Consider the following 23,300-nt stretch of genomic DNA (forward strand, 5'->3'; position numbering starts at 1 on the left):
CATGCGCCATAGAAAGATCAGCAACGCCATCATCGTCATCAACGCCGGCTCCTCCAGCATCAAATTCTCGCTGTTCGCGGATGAGACCCGGCACCTGGAACTGTTCCTGAAAGGGCAGATCGAGGGGCTGCGCACCGATAGCGCCCACTTCATCGCCCGGCACCCCGCCGGCGACGTGGTGGGGGAACGACGCTGGACCGGTGCGGAGGCCGCCGCCTTCGACCATGACGCCGCCACGCGCTTCCTGATGGCGTTCATCAACGCCCATCTGGAAGGCCACACGGTGGAGGCGGTGGGCCATCGCATCGTCCATGGCGGCGGCGACTTCACCGCGCCGGCGGCGCTGGACACGGCCGTGCTGGACCGGCTGGCGACACTGGTGCCGCTAGCCCCCCTGCACCAGCGGCACAACCTGGCGCCGGCGCGCAGCATCCTGGCCAGCGCGCCCGGCCTGTTCCAGGTGGGCTGCTTCGATACCGCCTTCCACGCCACCCAGCCGCCCTTGGCCCAGGCCTTCGCCCTGCCGGCGGAGATCACCGACCGGGGCGTGCGCCGCTATGGCTTCCACGGGCTGTCCTACGAGTACATCGCCAGCCAGTTGGGCGAGCTGGGCCTGGGGGGCGCCAAGGTCATCGTCGCCCACCTGGGGAATGGCGCCAGCCTGTGCGCCATCGACGCCGGGCGCAGTGTCGCCAGCACCATGGGTTTCACGGCGGTGGAGGGCCTGCCCATGGGGACCCGCAGCGGCACGCTGGACCCCGGCGTGCTGCTGTACCTGATGGATGAGATGCGCATGGGGCCGCGCGACCTGGAGAAACTGCTTTACCAGCGCTCCGGCCTTCTGGGGGTCTCCGGCATCTCCAGCGACATGCGCACGCTGGAAACCTCGGCCGAGCCCCGGGCCAAGCTGGCCGTGGACCTGTTCACCTACCGCATCGGGCGGGAGATCGGGTCGCTGGCGGCGGCCCTGGGTGGGCTGGACGCCCTGGTCTTCACCGCCGGCATCGGGGAGAACAGCGCCGGCGTCCGCGCCGCCGTCTGCCGCCACGCCGCCTGGCTGGGCGTGGCACTGGACGCCGAGGCCAACGCGCGGCCCGAACGCGGAATCACGCGGATCAGCACGGGCGCCAGCCGCGCCGCCGCCTGGATCGTGCCGACGGATGAGGAATTGATGATCGCCCGCCACACCCGCCGCCTGCTGATGGACGCGACCCGATGAGCGATGAAACGCCCCACCTGCCCACCCCGCACCGCATCCTGGCCGGCAAGCGCGCCCTTGTGGTGGGCATCGCCAACGACCAGTCCATCGCCTATGGCTGCGCCAAGGCCTTCCATGAGGTGGGGGCGGAACTGGCCTTGACCTACCTGAACGACAAGGCCAAGCCGCATGTGGAACCCTTGGCGCGGGAACTGGGCGCCCGCCTGTTCCTGCCGCTGGACGTGACGGCACCCGGCCAGTTGGAAGCGGTGTTCGACGCGGTGCGCGACACCTGGGGCGGGCTGGACATCCTGGTCCATTCCATCGCCTACGCCCCCAAGGAGGATCTGAAGGGCGGGCTGCTGGACTGCTCCGCCGAGGGCTTCGCCCGCGCCATGGACATCTCCTGCCATTCCTTCATCCGCATGGCCAAGCTGGCGGCACCCATGATGAGCGAGGGTGGCGCCATGTTCGCCATGAGCTACCTGGGGGCAGACCGCGTGGTGCCCAATTACAACGTCATGGGCCCGGTGAAGGCGGCGCTGGAAGCGTCCTGCCGCTATCTGGCGCATGAGCTGGGGCCACAGCGCATCCGCGTGCACGCCCTGTCGCCCGGCCCACTGATGACCCGGGCGGCGTCGGGCCTGAAGGACTTCGACCGTCTGCTGAACGACGCCATAAGCCGCGCGCCGGTTGGGGAATTGGTCGACATCATGGACGTGGGCTACACCTGCGCCTACCTGGCCAGCCCCTTCGCGCGGCGCCTGACGGGCAGCACGCTTTATATCGATGGGGGTGCCAACATCGTGGCATGACCCGCCCGGGGCACCTGTCTGTCATGTAGTAAAATTACCCGCCTTAACGGGAATTTCGCATATCCCCATGTTGTTGTCGGCGGACGAAGCGGTTACCATCGCCGCCAACCGGACCGGGCAACCGTTGGCCATGCCGACGATGCGCCCGGGCACCGTTTCCAACCGGCCTTCACTTCTGGGGCGGCCCGCCAGGGCCGAAAACAACAATGCGTCGCCACCGCCGTGCCAAGATCGTCGCCACCGTCGGACCCGCCAGCAACTCGCCCGAGATGCTGAAGGCGCTGTTCCTGGCGGGCGTGGACACCTTCCGCCTGAACTTCAGCCACGGCACCCACGAGGACCACGCCAAGGTCCACGCCCACATCCGCGCGCTGGAGAAGGAGGTGGGCCGGCCCATCGGCATCCTGCAGGACCTGCAGGGCCCCAAGATCCGCGTCGGCACCATCAAGGACGGCAAGATCACGGTGGCCAAGGGCGACACCATCCGCTTCGTGCTGAAGGGCCAGGACGGCGACCGCGACGCCATCCCCCTGCCGCATCCCGAGATTTTCGCCGCCGTCCTGCCGGGCCACCACCTGCTGATCGACGACGGCCGCGTGCGCGTGAAGGTGACCAGCCTGGGCGACGACGCCATGACCGCCGAGGTCATCTTCGGCGGCGTCATCTCCAACCGCAAAGGCGTCAACCTGCCCGGCACCCTGCTGAACCTGTCTCCCCTGACCGCCAAGGACCGCGCCGACCTGGAATTCGGCCTGAACCTGGGCGTGGACTGGGTGGCCCTGTCCTTCGTGCAGAAGCCCAGCGACATGATCGAGGCGCGCGGACTGATCGGTGACCGCGCCGGCCTGATGGCCAAGATCGAGAAGCCGCAGGCCCTGGACCAGATCGACGACATCATCCGCCTGTCGGACGCCATCATGGTGGCCCGCGGCGACCTGGGCGTGGAAATTCCGCAGGAAGAGGTGCCCGGCCGCCAGAAGGAACTGGTGCGCGCCTGCCGCCTGGCGGTGAAGCCGGTGATCGTCGCCACCCAGATGCTGGACAGCATGGTGGCCGCCCCCACCCCCACCCGCGCCGAGGCGTCGGACGTAGCCACGGCCATCTATGACGGCGCCGACGCCGTCATGCTGTCGGCGGAATCGGCCAGCGGCGCCTATCCGCTGGAAGCGGTGTCCATGATGGACCGCATCATCGCCACGACCGAGCGGCACAAGCTGTACCACTCCCTCATCCGCGCATCGGAACCGGCGGAGGAACAGACCCCGCCCCACGCCGTGGCCGCCGCCGCCGCCGACCTGGCGGAGGCCGTGCGCGCGCCCGTCATCGTGGCTTTCACCTCCAGCGGCACCACGGCCGCCCGTATCGCCCGCAAGCGTCCGGAGGTGGCCATCCTGGCCATCACCGCAGACCAGGCCGTGTCGCGCCGCCTGTGCCTGCTGTGGGGCACGCACAGCGCCCTGTCGGAGGACATCCACTCCTACGAGCAGATGGTGGAGGTGGCCACGGCCGTGTCGCAGAGTGCCGAGTTCGCCAAGCTGCACGACCAGATCATCGTCGTGGCCGGCATCCCCTTCGCCCAGGCCGGCACCACCAACAACCTGCGCATGCTGCAGATCGGGGGGTAAAGGGCTCCCTGGGGCACCGGGCGCGATCGCGTCCGGCGGCATGCGTGCAAAGACAAACGGCGCCGCATCGCTGCGGCGCCGTTTTCATTAGGTCGTGGGGCCGGTCATTCCGGCTTGAAGCAGTAGGCGGCCAGCTTGTTGCCGTCCAGGTCGCGGGCGTAGGCGGCATAGGCGTTGGGCGCCCAGCCGCGCGGGCCCGGCTTGCCCTCGCACACGCCGCCCTTGGCCAGGGCCTCGGCATGGAAGGCGTCGACCATGGCGCGGTTGGGCGCCTCGAAACTCACGGTCACGCCGTTGCCAACGGTGGCGGGCTGGCCGTTGGCCGGCTTCAGCACGAAGAAGGACGGCTTGTCCTCACCCCAGATGGAACCGTTGTCACCCAGGTCGGCCACCCGTTTCAGGCCCAGCTTGCCCAGCACGTCGTCATAGAAGCCTCGCGCCTTGGCCAGGTCATTGGTGCCGACGGAAACGTGGGTGTAGATCGCCATAGTCTTCCTCCCCTCAATTCTTCGCGGAATGGGTGGGATGACTATAGACAGGCGGGAAAACTCAACAATGCTGCCATATGAGGATTGACTTTTTCCCTTGAAAAACAATTCAAGGGTTTATTGTCCGTTGTCCTTAAGAATGAGCCGCGCGCAGGGCCCGACGGAAGGTCAGCACCCCCGCCAGGCTGGCCACCGCCCCCTCCAGCGCCAGGGCCAGGGGCAGGTGCTCCTCGCCCCCCAGCGCCTGCGCCAGCAGGCTGACGATGCTGGGCGCCAGACCCAGGCTGATGAAGACCCCCAGCGCGCTCATGAGGCCCAGGCACAAGCCGCGCAGATGGTTGGGCACCAGCAGCGTGATGGCGGACGCCACGCCCACCGCCACGATGGCGCCCGCCACCATCAGCAGCGCCAGCAGCAGGGCGAACAGCGGCACGCCGGGCGCCAGGGCGAACAGCGCGGCCGGCACCGACAGCGCGGCACCGCCCATGGCCCCCCATAAGATGCCGCCCCTGGCGTTCCGCTTGTGCCCCCAATCGGCGACCACGCCGCCCAGGACGGTGCCGCCCACCCCCGACAGGCCCAGCAGCACGCCCATCCAGCCGCCGAAATCCGCCGGCTGCAGGCCGAAGGATCGCGTCAGCACCGGCACCGCCCAGACGGTGGCGGCGGCGTCGCCCATGTTGACGGTGATCATGCCAGCCATCAGGGGCGCCACCAGCCGACGCAAGCGCCACAGTTCCGCCAGGGCGGGCCCCAGCCTGGGCGCCACGTCCGCCGGCGCGTCCGCCGCCCCTCCCTCCTGCCGCGCCGGTTCGGCCAGCCAGACCAGCAAAGCCGTGGGCCCCAGCATGAGCAGCGCCACCAGCAGCATCGTGGCGCGCCAGGCGGTCAGTCCCTGGGGCAGTCCCGCCACCGGCGTCAGCGTTCCCACCAGGGCCCCGCCCCCGGCGAAGGCCGCCGCCATGCCCGCCGCCTGGCCGATCACCATGACCATGACGGCCCGGCCCCGCCGTTCCGGCGTGGACAGGTCGGCGGTCAGCGACAGGATGGCCGGGACGGCGCCGGCGGCCCCCAGCCCCACCAGCATGCGGCCCACGAACAGGCTGGCGAAATCCCAGGCCAGGCCCGACAGGACGGTGCCCGCGATCCACAGCGCGGACAGGGCCAGCAGCAGGGTCACCCGCCGGGTGCGGTCCACCAGCCGGCCGATGGGCACCGCCAGCGCCGCAACCGGCAGGGCCAGCGCCATGCCCTGGATCAGGCCCATCTGGTTGTCGGACAGGCCCATGTCGGCCTTGGCCAGTTCCTGCACCGGCGACAGCAGGGTGCGGGCCACCATGCCCGCCAGCATGGCCAGCGCCAGCACCATCAGGGCGCGGAGGCGCCCCCCGGAGGCCGCCGGCATGGGCACCGCCGCGTCGGTCACGACACCGGGTCCAAGGGCCAGATGGGCCGGCGCAGATGGCGGTAGGGCAGCGCCCCCAGGTTCATGTTCAAGGACCCCGGCGCGTCGCAATAGACGGTGGCCGCGGAAATGGCGTCGAAGGTGGCGCGGAAATGCTGGGTGGACTTCACCACCACCAGGGCCTTGGCCGAGAGGTCGATGCCCAATTCGGTGAAGCAGCCGGGGGAGAAGGTCTGCTGCCGCGTGCTGTTCAACACGATGTCCCAGGTGCCGACACGCAGGGCCACGGCCAGGCCGATGGGGTCGTCGCCGTCCGTGGCCAGGCCCCGCTGGCGGATGTCGTCGCGTACCGCCGTCACCGTGACATCCAGGTCCACCGGATCGCCGGACAGGGGCCCGATCTTGCCGCCGATGCGCAGGGGAAGTTGGGCGCCGACGCCGGCATCGGCCGCGATCAAGGCCGCCTGCGGGTCCCAGATCATGCCCAGCGCCACATCCTGGACGCCCCGGTCCAGCAGCGCGCGCAGGACAAAGGTGCTGTCGCAGGCGGCCCCGCCACCGGGATTGTCGGAACTATCGGCCAGGACCACCGGCTTGCCCGACCCCATGAGGCTCACCGCCTTGTCCACCGCCTGGCCCAGGGGCAGGCGCTGCTGCAGGGGGGCCGCCGTGACGATGGCCTGGAAGTCGGCGGCGATGGCGGCCAGCACACGGTCGACGGCGGCGGGGTCGCCGCCGTCCGACACCGCCAGGACGGCGGCGCCCGTATGTTCGGTGTCGGACCAGATGAAGCCGTGCATCATGGAGACGGACAGCACGCCGTCCCGCCCCTCATAGTCCGCCAGCCGGTCGACGAAGCCGCGCATGGGCTGCTCCGTCGTGCCGAACAGGCCCATGACCGGCACCTTGCGGATATGGGTCCGGGCCTTGGGGCCACCGCGCGCTATAGACGCGAGGATGGCGTACAACTCCTCCATGCGGGCCAGGAAATCGACGTGCGGATATTCCTTGCAGGCGATGATGACGGCGCCGCTGTCCACCATGGCCTGGGTGGCGTTGCCGTGCAGGTCCAGGGTCACGCCCACCGGCATGTCCGGCCCGACCAGCGCCCGCACATGGGTCAGCAGGTCGCCTTCGCAGTCGGGATAGTCCTGCGCCACCATGGCGCCGTGCAGGGTCAGCACCACCATGTCCACCCGCTGCGCCACCATCGCCGCCTTCAGGTCGGCCAGCAGGGCGTCGCGCAGGGCCTCATACACGCCCCGCGGCGCGGGACCGGACGGCTGGGCCCCCGCAGTCGGACCGTCGATCACCCGGTCGCCGTGCCGTTCCGCCACCGTGAACAGATCGCCATAGGCCGGCAGCACCCGCGCCCGCGCCAGGGTGGCGGGATCGCCCCCCAGGTGCCGCAGGTCGTTGGTGAAGGACCGCATGGAGGTCGGCAGGGGGGAGAAGCTGTTGGTCTCGTGCACCAGGCCGGCGACGAAAACCGTGAGGGGACCGGTGCGCATCAGGACACCTTGCGGAAGCGCAGCCGGCGGGTGCGGCCGCTGTTGAAGGTAAAGCCCTGGCTATCGAAGGCGATCAGGCCGCCGACGATGGGCACGGGCAGATCCAGGGGCTTGGCGTCCCACAGACCGGGCGCCAAGTTCACCAGGCGGTGGCGCAGGGTGCCATGGCGGCCGGTAAGAACCAGACGCCCCGTCCGGCCATCCCCGTCAGCCTCCACCACCGCCGTCGTGCCGGAGGCGGCGGCGGCGTAGCGGCCGGCCTGCGGGCGGAGATCGGGCGCAGGGTCGGGTTCCAGCAGCACCAGGTCGCGCTCCACCCCGAACTCCACGGTGCGCAAGGTTTTGGGCGCCTCCTCCGTTTCCGGCACATCCAGGCCCATATGGAAGACGGCGACGTTGGGGCGCAGCAGTCCATCCGGCGTCCGCACCAGGGGCAAGCCCATGCCGCCCATGCTGATGACGGCCTTGCCCTCGTGCCGCGCCAGGCCGAAGGTGCCGCCGTTGTGCGGGTTGTAATAGGTGCCGGTGGGGATCATCCCCTCATGGGCCTCAAGCTTCGGGCCCAGGGCCGGCACGCAGGCGTCGATGACGCGGGCGGCCAGGTCCATGGGGTCCAGCCCGGCACGGTTGGCCATGACGATGATGTCCAGCCCATGGTGGGGCAGGGTGATCATCTGGCTGGATCCGCCCATGACCCCGCCGGCGTGGTGCACCGTGCGCACCCCGCGATAGGGGGTGTCCATCAGGCCCAGGCCATAGCCGGTGACATAGCCGTTGGCCAGCACCGCCGGCTCCACCATGCGGCGCCAGGTCTCGGCGCTGCCCACCGTCGGCCGGCCGGCCAGGGCGGCGCGCAGATGGGCCAGCCAGCGCAACATGTCATCGACGGTGGAAACGATGCCGCCCTCGGCCGCGATCTCCGCCCCGATGGGCTGGCGGAAATAGCCGCCCTTGCCGTCCACCATGTGCAGGGACGCGCTGTTGGGCACATAGTCGGTGTCGACCCGGCGCAGCAGGGTGTCGTTCATGCCCAGGGGACGGAACAGGCGGTCGCGGAAGAAGTCTTCCAGACTCATCCCCGATAGCCGCTCGATGGCCAGCGACAGCAGGACATAGCCGCCGTTGTTGTAGCACCACTCCTCCCCCGCCGGGAAATTCACGTCGTTATCATCGGCCATCAGCCGCATGCAGTCGGCGGTGGACAGGTATTGCCCGGGGCCGCTGAGCTGCAGCGCCAGTTCCAGGCTGCAGCGCAGGCCGCTGACATGGGTCATCAGCTGGCGCATGGTGACGCCGCCCGCCGCCCGCGCCATCTCCGGCACATGCCCGGCCACCGGATCGTCCAGCCCGGCCAGGCCCGCCTCCACCAGCAGCATGTAGGCCAGGGCGCCGAAATGCTTGGTGGTGGAACCGATGCGCATACGGATGCTGGGCGACAGGGTGACCGGCAGCTCCAGGCTGGCCAGGCCGAAGCCCTTGCGATAGAGCGGCACGCCGTCCAGCGCCACCCCCACCGCCACGCCCGGCAGTTGGGCCGTGTCCAGGGCCGCGAAGATCGCGTCGAGGGCGGCCCCGTCCACGCCCGCCTTCGCCTCTCGCGTCGTGGCCTGGGCCAAGCCCGCGCCGCCGCCCGTTTCCTTACCCATCGCAGCCCTCCCGCCGTTGAGAGGATAGTTCGCGACGGCGTCATTTCCTGTCAAGAGATTGTTTCTCCAGATCGAGAACAATTCTCATGACTCGATGTCAACATTCGCAGTCAATTAATTGATAAATATATATTTTATATTGTTTCTAATGGGGAACATTCCTTGAAACACGGCGGCCCGGAGGCCGGATTGGCGCTGGACAGTCGGATGGCCGCGTGCCACATTTTTCTCTGATTGGAGAATATCGCCGACTTGGAGATGGAATTGGACAGGTATGACGTCATCATCCTCGGGGCGGGCATGGGCGGGGCCGCCCTGGCGGCGGAGTTGAGCCCCCACGCGCGGGTGCTGGTGGTGGAGGCGGAGGCGCGGCCGGGCGTGCATTCCACCGGCCGGTCGGCCGCCCTTTACGCCGCCGCCTATGGCGGGCCGGACGTGCGGGCCCTGACCCGGGCCAGCCGGGCCTTCTTCGATGCGCCGCCCGAGGGCTTCGCCGATCACCCGCTGCTGTCGCCGCGCGGCCTGCTGTACGTCGCCACGGCGGAGCAGGTGCCCCGCCTGGCCGACTTCCTGGCGGAGATCGGCGACAGCGTGCGGACGATACCCGTGGCCGACGCTATCGCCCAAGTGCCGCTGCTGCGGCCCGACTATGTGGCCATGGCCGCCCTGGCGCGGCCGGGCAGCGCCATGGACATCGACGTCGACGCCCTGCATCAGGGCTATCTGCGCCTGGCCAAGCGCCGGGGCGCCACCCTGCTGACCGACGCGCCGGCGGCCGACCCGCGCCGCGAGGGCGAGCTGTGGGTGCTGCGCGTGGGTGACCGGGATGTGGCGGCGCCCAAGGTGGTGAACGCCGCCGGCGCCTGGGCGGAACGGGTGGGCCAGGCCTTCGGCGCGGCGCCCCTGGGCCTGACGCCGCTGAAGCGCACCGCCCTGCTGGTCGACCCGCCGCCGGGCCATGACACCGACCACTGGCCGGGCGTCTTCGACACCGATGAGCAGTTCTACGTGAAACCCGACGCCGGCAAGCTGCTGCTGTCCCCGGCGGACGAAACCCCCACCGAGCCGTGCGACGCCCAGCCGGACGAGCTGGACGTGGCCATCGCCGTCGACCGGGTGCAGCAGGCGCTGGACCTGCCGGTGCGCCGCGTCACCCACAGCTGGGCCGGCCTGCGCACCTTCGTGCCCGACCGCCAGCCGGTGGTGGGCCCCGATGCCACCGTGCCCGGCCTCTACTGGTGCGCCGGCCAGGGCGGCTACGGCATCCAGATGGCGCCGGCCCTGGCGCGGCTGGCGGCCAGCCTGGTGCTGGACCGCGCCGTGCCCGACGACATCCTGGCCGAGGGGCTGGTGCTGGCCAACGTGCTGCCGTCCCGGCTGGGCGGTGCCGCTTGCGAACCGGCCGTCCCGCTGGAATAAAGGCGGATCACGCCCCCATGGACAGCCGGATGAAGAAGAACGCCACTTTGGGCCAGTTGATTGGCGCGCTGCGCCAGCGCAACGGCTGGACCCTGAAGCAAATGAGCGAGAAGGTAGGCATCCCCCTGTCCACCCTGGCCAAGGTGGAAGGCGACAAGCTGTCGCTGAGCTATGACAAGCTGGAGCAATTCACCAGTCGCCTAGGCCTGAGCATGGCCGAATTCCTGGCCCAGGGTCAGGGCCCGGCCCCCGGCGCCGCCGCCAAGGACGGCCCGCCCGTCATCACCGGCCGGCGCAGCCTGACCGGCGACAGCAATTCCGTGCGCATCCACACCGGCGCCTACGACTACGAATACCTCTGCACCGACCTGCGGCGGAAGCGCATGGTGCCCATCCTGACCCAGGTGCTGGCCCACACCCTGGCGGAGTTCGGCGAACTGGTCCGCCACCCGGGGGAGGAGTTCATCTATGTGGTGGAGGGCACCGTCGAGGTGCACCTGGAATTCTACGCCCCCGTCACCCTGCGCCAGGGCCAGGGCATCTATATCGACAGCATGATGGGCCACGCCTACCTGGCCAAGGATTGCGAGCGCGCGCTGGTGCTGGGCGTCTGTTCCAGCGACGACGGCAATTTGCAGGGCGACCTGATCACCCTGGCGGAAGAATCCGCCGAGCGCCCCGTCTGACGGCTGCCCTTGAGCCGGCGAAATGCTAGGTTGCCCCGGCTTGGGGAAGGCGGGGATAACCGTGGCGCTGTTTGAAAGCATGTTGACGCTGGTGGTGGCGGCCATCCTGCTGTTGCAGGTGTCGCGCCGCCTGGCCGTGCCCTATCCCGCCCTGCTGGCCCTGGCCGGCGGGCTGGTGGCGGCCCTGCCCTGGTCGCCCCAGATCAGCATGGATCCGCGCCTGGCGCTGACCCTGTTCATCGCCCCCACCCTGCTGGACGCGGCCTATGACCTGCCGCCACGCTCCCTGCGGCCCTTGTGGATCCCGCTGGTGGCGCTGGCGGGCCTGGCCGTGGTGTTGACCACGGCGGCGGTCGCCTGGGCGGGCGTGGCCCTGGCGGGCATGCCCTTGGTGGCGGCCGTGGCCCTGGGCGCCATCGTCGCTCCGCCGGACGCGGCGGCGGCCAGCACCATGCTGGGCCGCTTCAGCCTGCCCCGCCGCACCGTCACGGTGCTGAAGGGAGAAAGCCTACTGAACGACGCCGTGGCCCTGCTGATCTTCGCCACGGCGGTGGGTTGGGCGCAGGACGGAAGCCTGGAGAAGCTGGCGCCGGAGGTGGCGCTGGCCGTGCCCGGCGGCCTGCTGCTGGGATACCTGACGGCGCGCGCCTACATCGTGCTGTCGCGGCCGCTGGAAGGCACGCTGGGCGGGACCATCGCCAGCTTCGCCGGCACCTTCACCGTCTGGGTCATCGCCGACCGGCTGCACCTGTCCGCCATCCTGGCCGTGGTGGCCAACGCCATGACCCTGGCCCACCACGTGCCCTATCGCCAGCGGGCCCGCGACCGCGTCAACACCTACGCCGTGTGGGGCACGGTGGTTTTCCTGCTGAACGTCCTGGCCTTCCTGCTGACCGGCTTGCAGGCCCGCAGCATCCTCAGCCACCTGGGCGACGGCCAGCTTGACCGCGCCCTGGCGTTCGCCGGCACGGTGCTGGCGGTGGTGGTGGGCGTGCGGCTGGCCTGGGTCATGCTGTACAACCGCCTGGTCAACCTGATCGCCCGCTGGGGCTGGTACGACCAGCCACCCAGCCTGGCCCAGGGGCTGGTCGTGTCTTGGTGCGGCATGCGCGGGCTGGTGACCCTGGCCACGGCGCTGGCCCTGCCGGAGGGCTTTCCCGAGCGCGACCTGATCGTGCTGTGCGCCCTGGCCGTGGTGCTGGGCACCCTGGTGGCGCAGGGCCTGACCCTGGGGCCGCTGATCCGCCTGTTACGCTTTCCGGCGGATGACAGCCTGGCCCATGACCTGACGTTCGCCCGGGGCACCCTGCTGGACGCCGCCCTGGCCAGCCTGAAGGACAAGGACGGCGACGGCGCGCGCCTGATGCGCGAGATCTATGAGCGCGACCGCGCCGCCATATCCAGCGGCCGGCACCCGCGCGAGGCCAGCGAGACGGCCCAGCTGCGCCGTGAGACCATTGCCGCCAAGCGCCGCGCCCTGGCCAACCTGCGGCGCGGCGGGCGGATCGACGACGACGTGTTCCACACCCTGGAGCAAGAGCTGGACTGGGCCGAGCTGGCGGCCGCCCTGCCCGATGAGCTGGAGCTGGCCGAGAGCTGAGCATCGGCTTATGCAAAGCTTGCATCACCCCTGGCGGCCGCGCGAAGGCATGCTGGCGGCATGAACGCGATCCTTGTCGAGCGGGCCCCCAGCCCCTTCCTGGCCGGCTTCCGCCTGGTGGATGTCGCCGTCGATACCGGCGTCACCCTGCGGGCGGCCGTCGGCGGCGCGGGCCCGCCCCTGCTGCTGCTCCACGGCCATCCGCAGACCCATGTCACCTGGCGCAAGATCGCCCCGGCCCTGGCGCGGCGCTTCACCGTGGTGGCGGCCGACCTGCGCGGCTATGGCGACAGCGGCAAGCCGGAGAGCGACGCCACGCACGCCCCCTATTCGAAGCGCGCGATGGCGCTGGACCTGGTGCTGCTGATGCGGGCGCTGGGGCATGGGCGCTTCGCCGTCGCCGGTCATGACCGGGGCGGGCGGGTGGCGCACCGCATGGCGCTGGACCATGCCGATGCGGTCAGCCGCCTGGCCCTGCTGGACGTGGCGCCCACCGCCACCATGTACGCCCGGACCAACCAGGAATTCGCTACCCGGTATTTCTGGTGGTTCTTCCTGATCCAGCCGGCGCCCCTGCCGGAACGTCTGATCGCCGCCGATCCGGAATTCTTCCTGCGCAGCCATATCGACCGCCAGAACAAGACCGCCGGCGCCACCGAACCGGCAGCCTTCGCCGAGTATCTGCGCTGCTACCGGGATCCCGCCACCCGCCACGCCATCTGCGAGGACTACCGCGCCGCCGCCACCATCGACCTGGCGCACGACGCCGACGACGCGCACCGGCGGGTGACGGCGCCGCTGCTGGCCCTGTGGGGCGCGCACGGCACGGTGGGCCAGCTGTACGACGTGCTGGCCACTTGGCGGGAGAAGGCCGACGATGTACGCGGCCGGCCGCTGGACTGCGGCCACACCCTGCAGGAGGAGCGGCCGGACGAGGTGCTGGCCGCCTTCCTGGACTTCTTCGCCTGACCATTTCGATTGGTTGCCGGTGGTTATTCAGCGCACTCTATGAGTGACGATATTGTCAATGTGTCATTTATCACATACATAAGGGGGCGTCGGATCTCCCCGTCCGCAAGACCGCACACAGCCAGCGGACCGATCCGCCCGGATCTCATTATTTGAAGGTCGCACGCCCATGACCACCGCAGCGCGTCCCGCCCCCGCGAGCCCGGCCTCCGCCGGACAGCGCGGCCCCCTCGACCATGAACGCCGCGCCCAGATCGTCGAAGCCGCCGACCAGCATTTCCGCCATTACGGCTATCACAAGACCACGGTGGCGGACCTGGCCAAGGCCATCGGCCTATCCACCGCCTACATCTACAAGTTCTTCAGCAGCAAGCAGGCCATCGGTGAGGCCATCTGCGCCCGCTGCCTGGGCGAGATCACCACCCAGCTGCGCGCCATCATGGCGGAGCCCCTCTCGGCGGGGGAACGCCTGCGCCGCGTCTATCCCACCCTGGCGCGGGCCGGTGCGGACCTGTTTTTCGAGGAACGCCGGCTGCACGACATCGTCGTCACCGCCGTCACCGAGAACTGGCACGCCGGCACGACGTATGAGGAAGAGCTGCGGGACATGGTGCGCGCCCTGGTCGTCGCCGGGCGCGAGGCGGGGGAGTTCGAGCGTGAGACCCCGCTGGACGAGGTGTGCCTGGCGATCGAGGAGACGCTGTGGCCCTTCGCCCATCCCCTGATGCTGGAAGAGAAGCTGGACATGTTGGACGCCGCCACGGCGGCGGTCGGTGGGCTGGTGTTGCGCAGCCTGCGCCCCTGACATGTGATAAGTAACGGATGAAGCATTACGGGTGACGGATTGACGAAATCGTCACCCGTCTGTATGCTCGAGGCTCCTTCAGGGATGGAGCTTCGCCATGCGGCACCCCGTATCTTCCCGCCTGCTGACCCTGGCCGTCCTGGCCCTGGCCGGCACTTCGCTTTCCGCCTGTGACAAGCCTGCCCCCGACCCGCGCACGGCCGAGCGCCTGGTGCGCGTGGCCACCGCCCAGCCGGCGACGCGCGACGAGCGCGCCTATGTCGGCGTCATCACCGCCAAGGTGCAGAGCGGCCTGGGCTTCCGCGTGGCCGGCAAGATCACCCAGCGCCTGGTGGACCCCGGCCAGTCGGTGAAGGCCGGCCAGCCGCTGATGCGCATGGACAACACCGACTACGCGCACGCCATCACCACACAGCAGGGACAGGTGGCCATGATCAAGGCCACGCTGACGCAAGCCCGGGCGGATGAGGCGCGCTACCGCGCCCTGGTGGGCAACGGCGCCGTCTCCCCCTCCGCCTACGACCAGAAGAAGGCCGCCGCCGATGGCGCCCAGGCGCAATTGGACGCCGCCCTGGCCCAGTTGCGGGTGGCGCAGGACGACGACGCCTACACCACCCTGGTGGCGGATGCCGACGGCACGGTGATGGACACGCTGGCCGAGCCCGGCCAGGTGGTCACCGCCGGTCAGATCGTGGTGCGCCTGGCCCATGCCGGGCCGCGCGAGGCGGCGGTGAACCTGCCGGAAACCGTGCGGCCGGCCGTGGGCTCTCACGCCACCGCCACCCTCTACGGCAGCGCCGTGCGCGCGCCCGCCACCCTGCGCCAGCTGTCGGACGCCGCCGATACCCAGACCCGCACCTATGAGGCGCGCTACGTCCTGGACGGCGCCGCCGCCCAGGCCCCCCTGGGCGCCACGGTGACGGTGCATCTGTCCCAGCAGGCCGGCGATGACACACCACCCGTTTCAGTCCCACTGGGCGCCCTGAATGACGAGGGCAAGGGCCCCGGCGTCTGGGTGCTGACCGGCGGGACCGATGGCGACAAGGCCACCGTCGCCTTCCGCCCGGTGACGGTGGGCCAGCTGGGCGCCGAGGAAGCCACCCTGCTGGGCGGCCTCAAGGCCGGCGAGCGGGTGGTGGCCCTGGGCGGCCATTTCCTGCATGAGGGCGAAACGGTGCGCATGGCCCGGAGCGCGGCCCCCACCCGGGCGGCCCAAACCCAGGCGGCGCCGAACCAGGCGATCCCGAACCAGGGGGCGTTGAAATGAGCGGCTTCAACCTGTCGGCCCTGGCGGTCCGCGAACGCGCCATCACCCTGTTCCTGCTGATCGCCATCACCCTGTCCGGCGTCTACGCCTTCCTCAAGCTGGGCCGCGCCGAGGACCCCGCCTTCACCATCAAGGTGCTGACCGTCAGCGCCGTCTGGCCCGGCGCCACGGCGCAGGAGATGCAGGACCTGGTGGCCGAGCCCCTGGAAAAGCGCCTGCAGGAGCTGCGCTGGTACGACAAGGTGGAAACCTTCACCCGGCCGGGCATGGTGCTGATGACCCTGTCGCTGCAGGACAAGACGCCGCCTTCGGCCGTGCCGGAACAGTTCTACCAGGCGCGCAAGAAGCTGGGGGACGAGGCGCGCACCCTGCCCGCCGGCGCCCTGGGCCCCTTCGTCAACGACGAATATTCCGACACCGACTTCGCCGTCTACGCCGTGAAGGCGCCGGGCATGCCGGCCCGCCAGCTGACGCGCGAGGCGGAAACCCTGCGCCAGCGCCTGCTGCACGTGCCGGGCGTGAAGAAGGTGGACATCCTGGGCGAGCGGCCGGAGCGCATCTTCGTCGACTTCACCTACGCCCGCCTGGCCACCCTGGGCATCGGCGCCCGCGACATCTTCGACGCGCTGGCCCGCCAGAACACGGTGACGCCCGCCGGGTCCATCGACACCGACGGCCCCCAGGTCTACATCCGCCTGGACGGCGCCTATGACGACCTGGAGAAGATCCGCGACACCCCCATCGTGGCCGGCGGCCGCACCTTCCGCCTGGCCGACGTGGCCGAGGTGAAGCGCGGGTACGAGGACCCGCCCACCTACCTGATCCGCCACGACGGCGACCCGGCCCTGGCCCTGGGCGTGGTCATGCAGGAGGGCTGGAACGGGCTGGAGCTGGGCAAGGCGCTGGACGCGGAGGAGAAAAAGATCGCCGCCGAGCTGCCGGTGGGCCTGACCCTCAGCAAGGTCAGCGACCAGGCGGTGAACATTCACGAGGCCGTGGGCGAGTTCATGCTGAAGTTCTTCGTGGCCCTGGCCGTGGTGATGTTCGTCAGCCTGGCCAGCCTGGGTTGGCGCGTGGGCATCGTCGTGGCCGCCGCCGTGCCGCTGACCCTGGCCGCCGTCTTCGTCATCATGCAGGTCACCGGCCGCGCCTTCGACCGCATCACCCTGGGCGCCCTGATCATCTCGCTGGGCCTGCTGGTGGACGATGCCATCATCGCCATCGAGATCATGGTGGTGAAGCTGGAGGAGGGCTACGACCGCATCAAGGCCGCCGCCTACGCCTGGAGCCACACGGCCGCCCCCATGCTGTCCGGCACCCTGGTCACCATCATCGGCTTCACGCCCGTGGGCTTCGCCAAGTCCACCGCGGGCGAGTATGCCGGCAACATCTTCTGGATCGTGGGCTTCGCCCTCATCACCTCGTGGGTGGTGGCGGTGGTGTTCACGCCCTACCTGGGTGTCCAGCTGCTGCCCAACATCCAGCCCATCCCCGGCGGGCACGCCGCGATTTACGCCACCCCGCGCTATCAGCGTCTGCGCCGCCTGATCACCTGGGCGGTGGACCACCGCGGCCGGGTGGCCTTGGCCGTGGTTGGCACCTTCTTGCTGGCCGGCGTGGGCATGGGCTTCGTCAAGCAGCAGTTCTTCCCCACCTCCGACCGGCCGGAGATCATGGCGGAGGTGCAGATGCCCGAGGGCACCAGCATCGAGGCCACCAGCGCCGCCGCCAAGAAGGTGGAGGACTGGCTGCGCCGGCAGCCGGAGGCCAAGATCGTCTCCACCTATGTCGGCCAGGGCGCGCCGCGCTTCTTCCTGTCCTACAACCCCGAGCTGCCCGACCCGTCCTTCGCCAAGATGATCGTCCTGACCCCGGACGACAAGGCGCGCGACCGGCTTAAGGACAACCTGCGCCAGGCCATCGCCGACGGCTTGGTGCCGGAGGCCCGGGTGCGCGTCACCCAGCTGGTGTTCGGCCCGCCCTCGCGCTTCCCCGTCATGTTCCGCGTCAGCGGGCCCGACGTGACCGTGCTGCGCGGCATCGCCGATCAGGTGCAGGCCGTCATGCGGGCCAACCCCGACACCCGCTTGGTGAACCAGGACTGGGGCGAACGGGCGCCCACCCTGCGCTTCGTGCTGGATCAGGACCGCCTGCGCCTGATCGGCCTGAACCCCACCGACGCCGCGCAGCAGTTGCAGTTCCTGCTGACCGGCGCCCCTGTGACCCAGGTGCGCGAGGACATCCGCGTGGTGCAGGTGACGGCCCGCAGCGCCGGCCCCGACCGCCTGGACCCCGCCCGCCTCGGCGACATGACCCTGACCAGCGCCGACGGCCGCCTGGTGCCGCTGAGCCAAATCGGCCATGTCGAGGTGCGGGCGGAGGAGCCCATCCTGCGCCGCCGCGACCGCGTGCCCACCATCACGGTACAAGCCGACATCGACGACGCGCTGCAGCCGCCCCAGGTGTCCATGGCCATCCAGAACGCCTTGGCCCCCGTCATCGCCGCGCTGCCGGCCGGCTACCGCATCGAGATGGGCGGCAACGTGGAAGAGGCGGGCAAGGCCAACGCCGCGCTGGCGCCCATGTTCCCCATCATGGCGGCCCTGATCCTGCTGGTGCTGGTGCTGCAGACCCGATCCCTGTCGGCCATGGCCATGGTGTTCCTGACAGGGCCCCTGGGCCTGGTGGGCGCCGTGCCCGTGCTGCTGATCTTCCACCAGCCCTTCGGCTTCAACGCCATCCTGGGCTTGATCGGCCTGTCGGGCATCCTGATGCGCAACACCCTGATCCTGATCGGCCAGATCCATACCAACCAGCAGGAAGGGCTGTCGCCCTACCACGCGGTGATCGAGGCCACGGTGCAGCGCGCGCGCCCCGTCATCCTGACGGCCCTGGCCGCCGTTCTGGCCTTCATCCCCCTGACCCAGTCGGTATTCTGGGGGTCCATGGCCTATGTGCTGATCGGCGGCACGGCCGTGGGCACGGTGCTGATCCTGGTCTTCCTGCCCGCCCTCTACGCCCTGTGGTTCCGGGTGAAGGCGGACGGCGCCACGGCGGCCCCTCAGGAGGTGCCGCATTACCCAAGGGCGGTCCCGGCGGAGTGACGCCGACGCCGTGAAAAAACCCCGGCCAGGGCGACCCGGCCGGGGTTTTTGTTAGCTGATACACGCCGCTTACTTGGCCTCGGTATCCGTCCGGTACTTCTTGAACCAGGCCAGGATGGCGTTGGTCTCGCCCACCAGTTGCGACGGGCGTTCGGCCAGGCCGCCATGGCTGGCGCCGGGCACGCGGATCAGGGCGGTGGGGATGCTGCGCAGTTGCAGGGCGGCGTAGTACTGCTCCGCCTCGCTGGGGGGCGTGCGGTGGTCTTCCTCGCCCACCATGACGGCGGTGGGGGTCTTGACGTTGCCCACCAGGCTCAGCGGCGAGCGGCGCCAGTACTGCTCCTGATCCTCCCACGGCATCTTGCCGAACCAGTACTTGGCCATGAAGGTGTAGCCGTCGACGGTCAGCACCTCACTGGTCCAGTTGATCACCGGCTTCTGCGTCACCGCCGCCTTGAAGCGGTCGGTCTTGCCCACGATCCAGGCCGTCAGCACGCCGCCGCCGGAACCGCCGGTGACGAACAGGTTGTTGGGGTCGACCGAACCCTTGGCGATGGCGGCGTCCACCACGCTCATCAGGTCGTCGAAATCCTGGCTGGGATAGTTGTGGTGGATCTGGTTGGCGAAGCTTTCGCCGTATGAGGTTGACCCGCGCGGGTTGGCGTAGACCACGATGTAGCCGGCGGCGGCATAGAGCTGGTCCTGCGTCGACCACACGGGGCCGTAGCTGGCGAAGGGCCCGCCATGGATTTCCAGCACCAGCGGATACTTCTTGGCGGGGTTGAAGTCCGGCGGCGTCACCATCCAGGCGTCGATGGGCACGCCGCCGGCCGTGGAGGTGGTGGGGAGATGCTGCACCTTGGCCAGGGTCTTGCCGGCGAACAGACTGGCGTTGAGGGTGGTCAGGCGCTTCTGCTCCCCCGGGCCGGCGCTGACGCCGACGTCGGCCGGGTGGGTGGGGTCGCCCCAGGGGAAGGCGACCACGCCGTCCTTGGACACGCTGAAGCCGCCGCCGGAATAGGGGCGGTCCAACTCGCTGCCGGCCAGGCCCTCGGCCACCGTGGTGATCTTGCCGTCCAGGGTGACGCGGGCCACCTTGGTGACGCCGTGGTCGGTGTAGAGGGCGTAGATGGACCGGCCGTCCGCCGCCCAGCGTGGGCTGCCCAGGTCACGGTCGAAGCCGGCGGTCAGGGCCCGCGCTTCGCTGCCGTCGGCGTTCATGACCGACAGCACGCTGTTCTGGTAGCCCAGTTCCTTGTCGTCGAAGCCGACGAAGGCGATGTGCTTGCCATCCGGCGACACCACCGGTTCCTGGTCGGGGCCGTGGCGCGTGGTCAGCTGGGTCAAGCCGCCGGTGGTGGTGTCGATGGAGAAGACGTCGGAGTTCAGGGGATCGCGTTCCCAATCCTTGCCGTGGTTGGTGCTGAACACGATGTGGCTGCCGTCGGGCATCCACGACAGGGCGCCGCCGTCGTCATACTGGCCGCTGGTCAGCTGGCGCGGCGCGCCGCCATCGGCGGGCACCACGAAGATGTGGTTGAACCCGGGGCGGACGTAGCCCTCGCCATCCTCGCGATAGTTGATGGTGGTGATGACCTTGATGGGGTCCGCCCACTTCGCCCCCTCCGGCGCCGCCAGGGGGGACCCGAGGCTGCTGCCTTCTTCCGGCACGAACATGCTGAAGCCGATCTGCTTGCCGTCCGGCGACCAGGCGATGTCGGACGGGCCTTCCGGCAGGGCGGTGATGGCCGCGCTGTTCCCGCTGCCCGCGCCACTCAGCCAGCGCACCCAAATCTGCGGCTTGTCGCCCGGACCCTTGGCCACATAGGCCAGGCGCGTGCCGTCGGGCGACCAGCGCGCCCGGCTGCTGCCCGGGACGCCCAGCGGGGCCTGCTGGCCGCTGGCGACGTCCACCAGCCAGACCTCGCTGCGGGCGTTGTCGGTCATGATGTCTTCGGACGAGCGGGTATAGGCGATGCGCTTGCCGTCCGGGCTGATCTGCACATCCTTGGCCTGCGACAAGGCGAAGGCGTCGCGCGGCGTCAGGGTATGGGCGGGGGCCACCGCCTCGGGCGTGGTGGCGGCGGGGGAAGCGGCATGCGCCAGCGCGCAGGGCGCGACGCCCAGCGTGAGGGCCAGCGCGAACGCCGCCCGGTGCAAACGTATGGTCATGTGGGTCCCATCTGCATTGTTCTTCTGTCGGCCCGGGCCCCGCTCCCGGTGCAGGCGCACAGCCTGTCACGTTTGCGGGGCCGCCGCCAGACGGGACCTGATGATCGGTGGCTAACCGCCGCCCACCGGCGTCACCACCCGGCCGGTGCCGCCGCAATCCGGGCAGGGGCGGCCGTCCACCGTGCCGGTGCCGGCGCAGCGGCGGCAAAGGTTCTCCCCCGCGCCGGGCGTGCCGGGACGCACGGCGTCGGGGTTGGCGTCGGGGCGTCCGTGCGTCGGCTGGTCCTCGGGTTCTTCCTGGGGTTCTGGTGCCATGGCATCCTCCGTCCGGTGGGGGTTGGGTCGCGACCGGACCACAACCCCCGACCGGCGGATTGGATGCGCCCCGTCACGCCGCGCGCACCGCCGTGACGAAGCGGCTGACCTGTTCGTCCAGGGTCTTCAGCTGCTGCGCCAGTTCCCCGGCCGTGCCCAGCACGTGGCTGGCACGGTCGGCGCTGTCCACCACCACGTCGCTGACGGCGTGGATGTTGGTGGTGACGGCGCGGGTGCCGCGGGCGACGATGCTGGCGTTCTGCGAGATTTCCCGCGTCGCCGCCCCCTGCTGCTCCACGGCCGAGGCGATGTTGGCCGCCACCTCCTGCGCCCGGGCCGACACCTCGGCGATGGTGCGCACCTCCGCCACCGCCCGGCCGCTGGCCTGCTGCGTCGCTTCGATCTGGGCGGTGATGTCCTCGGTCGCCTTGGCCGTCTGGTTGGCCAGGTTCTTCACCTCCGACGCCACGACGGCGAAGCCCTTGCCCGCCTCCCCCGCCCGCGCCGCCTCGATGGTGGCGTTCAGCGCCAGCAGGTTGGTCTGGCTGGCGATCTGGGTGATCAGGTTCACGATCTCCGTGATCTTTTCCATCTGGCCGGCCAGATGCTCGATGGTCTGGCGCGCCGTCTCCGCCCGGGAGGCGGTGTCGGTCGCGATCTCGGCGCTCTGGGTCACGCGGGTCGCGATCTCGCCGATGGAGGCGGACAGCTGTTCGGCCGCCACCGCCACCGTCTCCACGCTGGTGGACGTCTCGTCCGTGGCCACGCGCACGGCGTCGCTGCTGCGCCGCGCGTCCGCCAGGCCGGCCGCCAGATGGTTGCTCTGCGCGTCCACCTGGCCGCTGGCCTGGGCCACCAGCTTCAGGACGGAGGAGACGTTGGCCTCGAAGTCGTTGGCCAGCCGTTCCGCCGTGGCGCGGCGCTCCCGCTCCGCCGCCTCCTGCAACTGGGTGCGTTCCTGGTGCAGCTTGGCCACCTCGGCCGCGTTGCGCTTGAACACTTCCAGCGCGCGGGCCATGGCGCCGATCTCGTCCCGCCGGTCCACCGCCGGCGTGGGCACGTCGACGGCGCCCTCGCTCAGCGCGATCATGGTGCCGGTGATCTCATCGATGGGCCGCGCCACCAGGCGGTAGGTCACGGCCCCCAGCAACAGCACCAGCACCGCCACCGTGACGCCCGTGGCCACCATGATCAGCATGCCCAGGGAGCGCAGGGGCCCGAAGGCCTTGGTCGCGTCCATGGTCACGCCCACGTACCAGTGGGCCGAGGGCAGGTCCTTGATGGGGTAGAAGGAGGTCAGGGTGTCGCCCGCCTGCTCCGGCGTGCGGCCCAGGTGCTGCTGGATGTCGAAGCCCTCGGCCAGCTTCTTCATCACCCGGTCCTTGTCGGGGTGGACCAGCACGGTGCCGTCGCCGTCGATCAGGAACACCTGGCCGTTGCCCCCCAGGTCGAAGGACCTAAGGAAGGTCTTGACCATGTCCAGGTCCAGGTCGCCGGCCGCCACCCCCAGCAGCGTCCCGCCTTTCATCACCGGCGTGGCGATGGTCAGCACCAGGTTGCCGCCCGACGCGCTGACGTAGGGCTGGGTCATGAAGGTCTGGCGGGCGGCGTCCGCCCCCTTGTACCAGCCGCGCTGGCGCGGGTCGTAGCCCGGCGGCAGATCCATGGCGGGGAACATGGTGAAGACGCCGGCGGTGTCGCCCAGGTAGACGGGACTGAAGGTGCCGCTGAGCGTGGAACCGGCCAGCAGATCCTTCACATGGCCGCCGTCGCTGACCGCGATGTCGTCGGCAAGATTGCGCACCAGCGAGACACGGCCCATCAGCCATTTTTGGATGCCATCGGCGGCCGACTCGCCCGTCGATTTGATTTGTGTATTGATCTGCGCCGTTAAAGTATCACTTGAGACAGAGTAGATGACATATCCAAGGACGCTGAAGGCCAGCGCCACAAATACTGCGGTGAAAGCGACAATCCTGTAGACGAACTTCGTTCGTTTGCCCGACTGCTCAATTGAGCGCATGCCAGCATACGGTCTGGAGTTCATTGCCCCCTCGCACTGTCATGTCTGTTTATAGGGGCGGTCAAGGCCAGCCCCGTTAAGCAACAGACTAGATCAGATTCCAGAGCGGTTAAACGCCAAATTTTTGCATGCGCGAGAAGTTTTCCGCATCTGCACCTTTAAAGGGCAACCGCCTCCGCTCAAGGCAGCGAACGCCCATAAAATCCGCCCTGGGCCTGAACCCTTGCCCGCCCGGCGCAACCCCGCAATCCT

At 69.7% G+C, this 23,300-nt stretch carries 17 protein-coding genes; 10 read left to right on the top strand and 7 right to left on the bottom strand.

Annotated elements, in window-relative coordinates:
- Position 1: 1 nt before the first annotated feature.
- From UAJ10_RS27595 to pyk, 3 genes are all read left to right on the top strand, one after another.
- Positions 2 to 1,219 (top strand): acetate/propionate family kinase, encoded by a 1,218-nt coding sequence (locus UAJ10_RS27595; RefSeq protein WP_322918577.1) that lies wholly within the window; start codon positions 2 to 4, stop codon positions 1,217 to 1,219.
- Positions 1,216 to 2,013, top strand: coding sequence for an enoyl-ACP reductase FabI (gene fabI / locus UAJ10_RS27600; protein WP_322918579.1), 798 nt, complete (start codon positions 1,216 to 1,218; stop codon positions 2,011 to 2,013). The genes UAJ10_RS27595 and fabI overlap by 4 nt, the downstream gene beginning before the upstream one ends.
- Before the next feature lie 206 nt (positions 2,014 to 2,219).
- Positions 2,220 to 3,638, top strand: a complete 1,419-nt coding sequence (gene pyk, locus UAJ10_RS27605; protein ID WP_322918580.1) for a pyruvate kinase — start codon at positions 2,220 to 2,222, stop codon at positions 3,636 to 3,638.
- Positions 3,639 to 3,742: 104 nt separating this feature from the next.
- Here pyk and UAJ10_RS27610 read toward each other — a convergent pair whose 3' ends face one another.
- The 4 genes from UAJ10_RS27610 to UAJ10_RS27625 form a co-directional block, all read right to left on the bottom strand.
- Positions 3,743 to 4,126, bottom strand: coding sequence for a VOC family protein (locus tag UAJ10_RS27610; protein ID WP_145610327.1), 384 nt, complete (start codon positions 4,124 to 4,126; stop codon positions 3,743 to 3,745).
- 133 nt (positions 4,127 to 4,259) lie between these two features.
- On the bottom strand, positions 4,260 to 5,552 hold the full coding sequence (locus UAJ10_RS27615; RefSeq protein ID WP_322918581.1) for an MFS transporter: 1,293 nt from the start codon (positions 5,550 to 5,552) through the stop codon (positions 4,260 to 4,262).
- Positions 5,549 to 7,042: a M81 family metallopeptidase gene (locus tag UAJ10_RS27620; RefSeq protein ID WP_322918582.1), complete on the bottom strand. Its 1,494-nt coding sequence runs from the start codon at positions 7,040 to 7,042 to the stop codon at positions 5,549 to 5,551. The genes UAJ10_RS27615 and UAJ10_RS27620 overlap by 4 nt, the downstream gene beginning before the upstream one ends.
- Positions 7,042 to 8,688, bottom strand: a complete 1,647-nt coding sequence (locus tag UAJ10_RS27625) for a serine hydrolase domain-containing protein (RefSeq protein WP_322918583.1) — start codon at positions 8,686 to 8,688, stop codon at positions 7,042 to 7,044. The genes UAJ10_RS27620 and UAJ10_RS27625 overlap by 1 nt, the downstream gene beginning before the upstream one ends.
- A gap of 264 nt (positions 8,689 to 8,952) precedes the next feature.
- On the opposite strand from UAJ10_RS27625, the gene UAJ10_RS27630 reads away from it, so the two are divergent.
- From UAJ10_RS27630 to UAJ10_RS27660, 7 genes are all read left to right on the top strand, one after another.
- The gene (locus tag UAJ10_RS27630; protein WP_416235409.1) at positions 8,953 to 10,107 is read left to right on the top strand and encodes an NAD(P)/FAD-dependent oxidoreductase; all 1,155 of its coding nucleotides are present in this window, start codon (positions 8,953 to 8,955) and stop codon (positions 10,105 to 10,107) included.
- Between the two features lie 17 nt (positions 10,108 to 10,124).
- Complete coding sequence (locus tag UAJ10_RS27635) at positions 10,125 to 10,793, top strand: helix-turn-helix domain-containing protein (protein WP_322918585.1); 669 nt, start codon at positions 10,125 to 10,127, stop codon at positions 10,791 to 10,793.
- 61 nt (positions 10,794 to 10,854) lie between these two features.
- Positions 10,855 to 12,393, top strand: a complete 1,539-nt coding sequence (locus UAJ10_RS27640; protein ID WP_322918586.1) for a cation:proton antiporter — start codon at positions 10,855 to 10,857, stop codon at positions 12,391 to 12,393.
- Between the two features lie 60 nt (positions 12,394 to 12,453).
- On the top strand, positions 12,454 to 13,362 hold the full coding sequence (locus tag UAJ10_RS27645) for an alpha/beta fold hydrolase (RefSeq protein WP_322918587.1): 909 nt from the start codon (positions 12,454 to 12,456) through the stop codon (positions 13,360 to 13,362).
- 169 nt (positions 13,363 to 13,531) lie between these two features.
- Positions 13,532 to 14,167, top strand: a complete 636-nt coding sequence (locus UAJ10_RS27650) for a TetR/AcrR family transcriptional regulator (protein WP_322918588.1) — start codon at positions 13,532 to 13,534, stop codon at positions 14,165 to 14,167.
- Positions 14,168 to 14,264: 97 nt separating this feature from the next.
- The gene (locus tag UAJ10_RS27655; protein ID WP_322918589.1) at positions 14,265 to 15,434 is read left to right on the top strand and encodes an efflux RND transporter periplasmic adaptor subunit; all 1,170 of its coding nucleotides are present in this window, start codon (positions 14,265 to 14,267) and stop codon (positions 15,432 to 15,434) included.
- Positions 15,431 to 18,538, top strand: a complete 3,108-nt coding sequence (locus tag UAJ10_RS27660) for an efflux RND transporter permease subunit (RefSeq protein WP_322918590.1) — start codon at positions 15,431 to 15,433, stop codon at positions 18,536 to 18,538. Before UAJ10_RS27655 ends, UAJ10_RS27660 begins: the two co-directional genes overlap by 4 nt.
- A gap of 69 nt (positions 18,539 to 18,607) precedes the next feature.
- Here UAJ10_RS27660 and UAJ10_RS27665 read toward each other — a convergent pair whose 3' ends face one another.
- From UAJ10_RS27665 to UAJ10_RS27675, 3 genes are all read right to left on the bottom strand, one after another.
- Positions 18,608 to 20,710 (bottom strand): S9 family peptidase, encoded by a 2,103-nt coding sequence (locus UAJ10_RS27665; RefSeq protein ID WP_322918591.1) that lies wholly within the window; start codon positions 20,708 to 20,710, stop codon positions 18,608 to 18,610.
- 111 nt (positions 20,711 to 20,821) lie between these two features.
- Complete coding sequence (locus tag UAJ10_RS27670; RefSeq protein ID WP_322918592.1) at positions 20,822 to 21,025, bottom strand: hypothetical protein; 204 nt, start codon at positions 21,023 to 21,025, stop codon at positions 20,822 to 20,824.
- 73 nt (positions 21,026 to 21,098) lie between these two features.
- On the bottom strand, positions 21,099 to 23,072 hold the full coding sequence (locus UAJ10_RS27675; RefSeq protein WP_322918593.1) for a methyl-accepting chemotaxis protein: 1,974 nt from the start codon (positions 23,070 to 23,072) through the stop codon (positions 21,099 to 21,101).
- Positions 23,073 to 23,300 lie beyond the last annotated feature (228 nt).

The organism is Nitrospirillum guaranorum (assembly GCF_034653275.1).
Classification (GTDB): Bacteria; Pseudomonadota; Alphaproteobacteria; order Azospirillales; family Azospirillaceae; genus Nitrospirillum.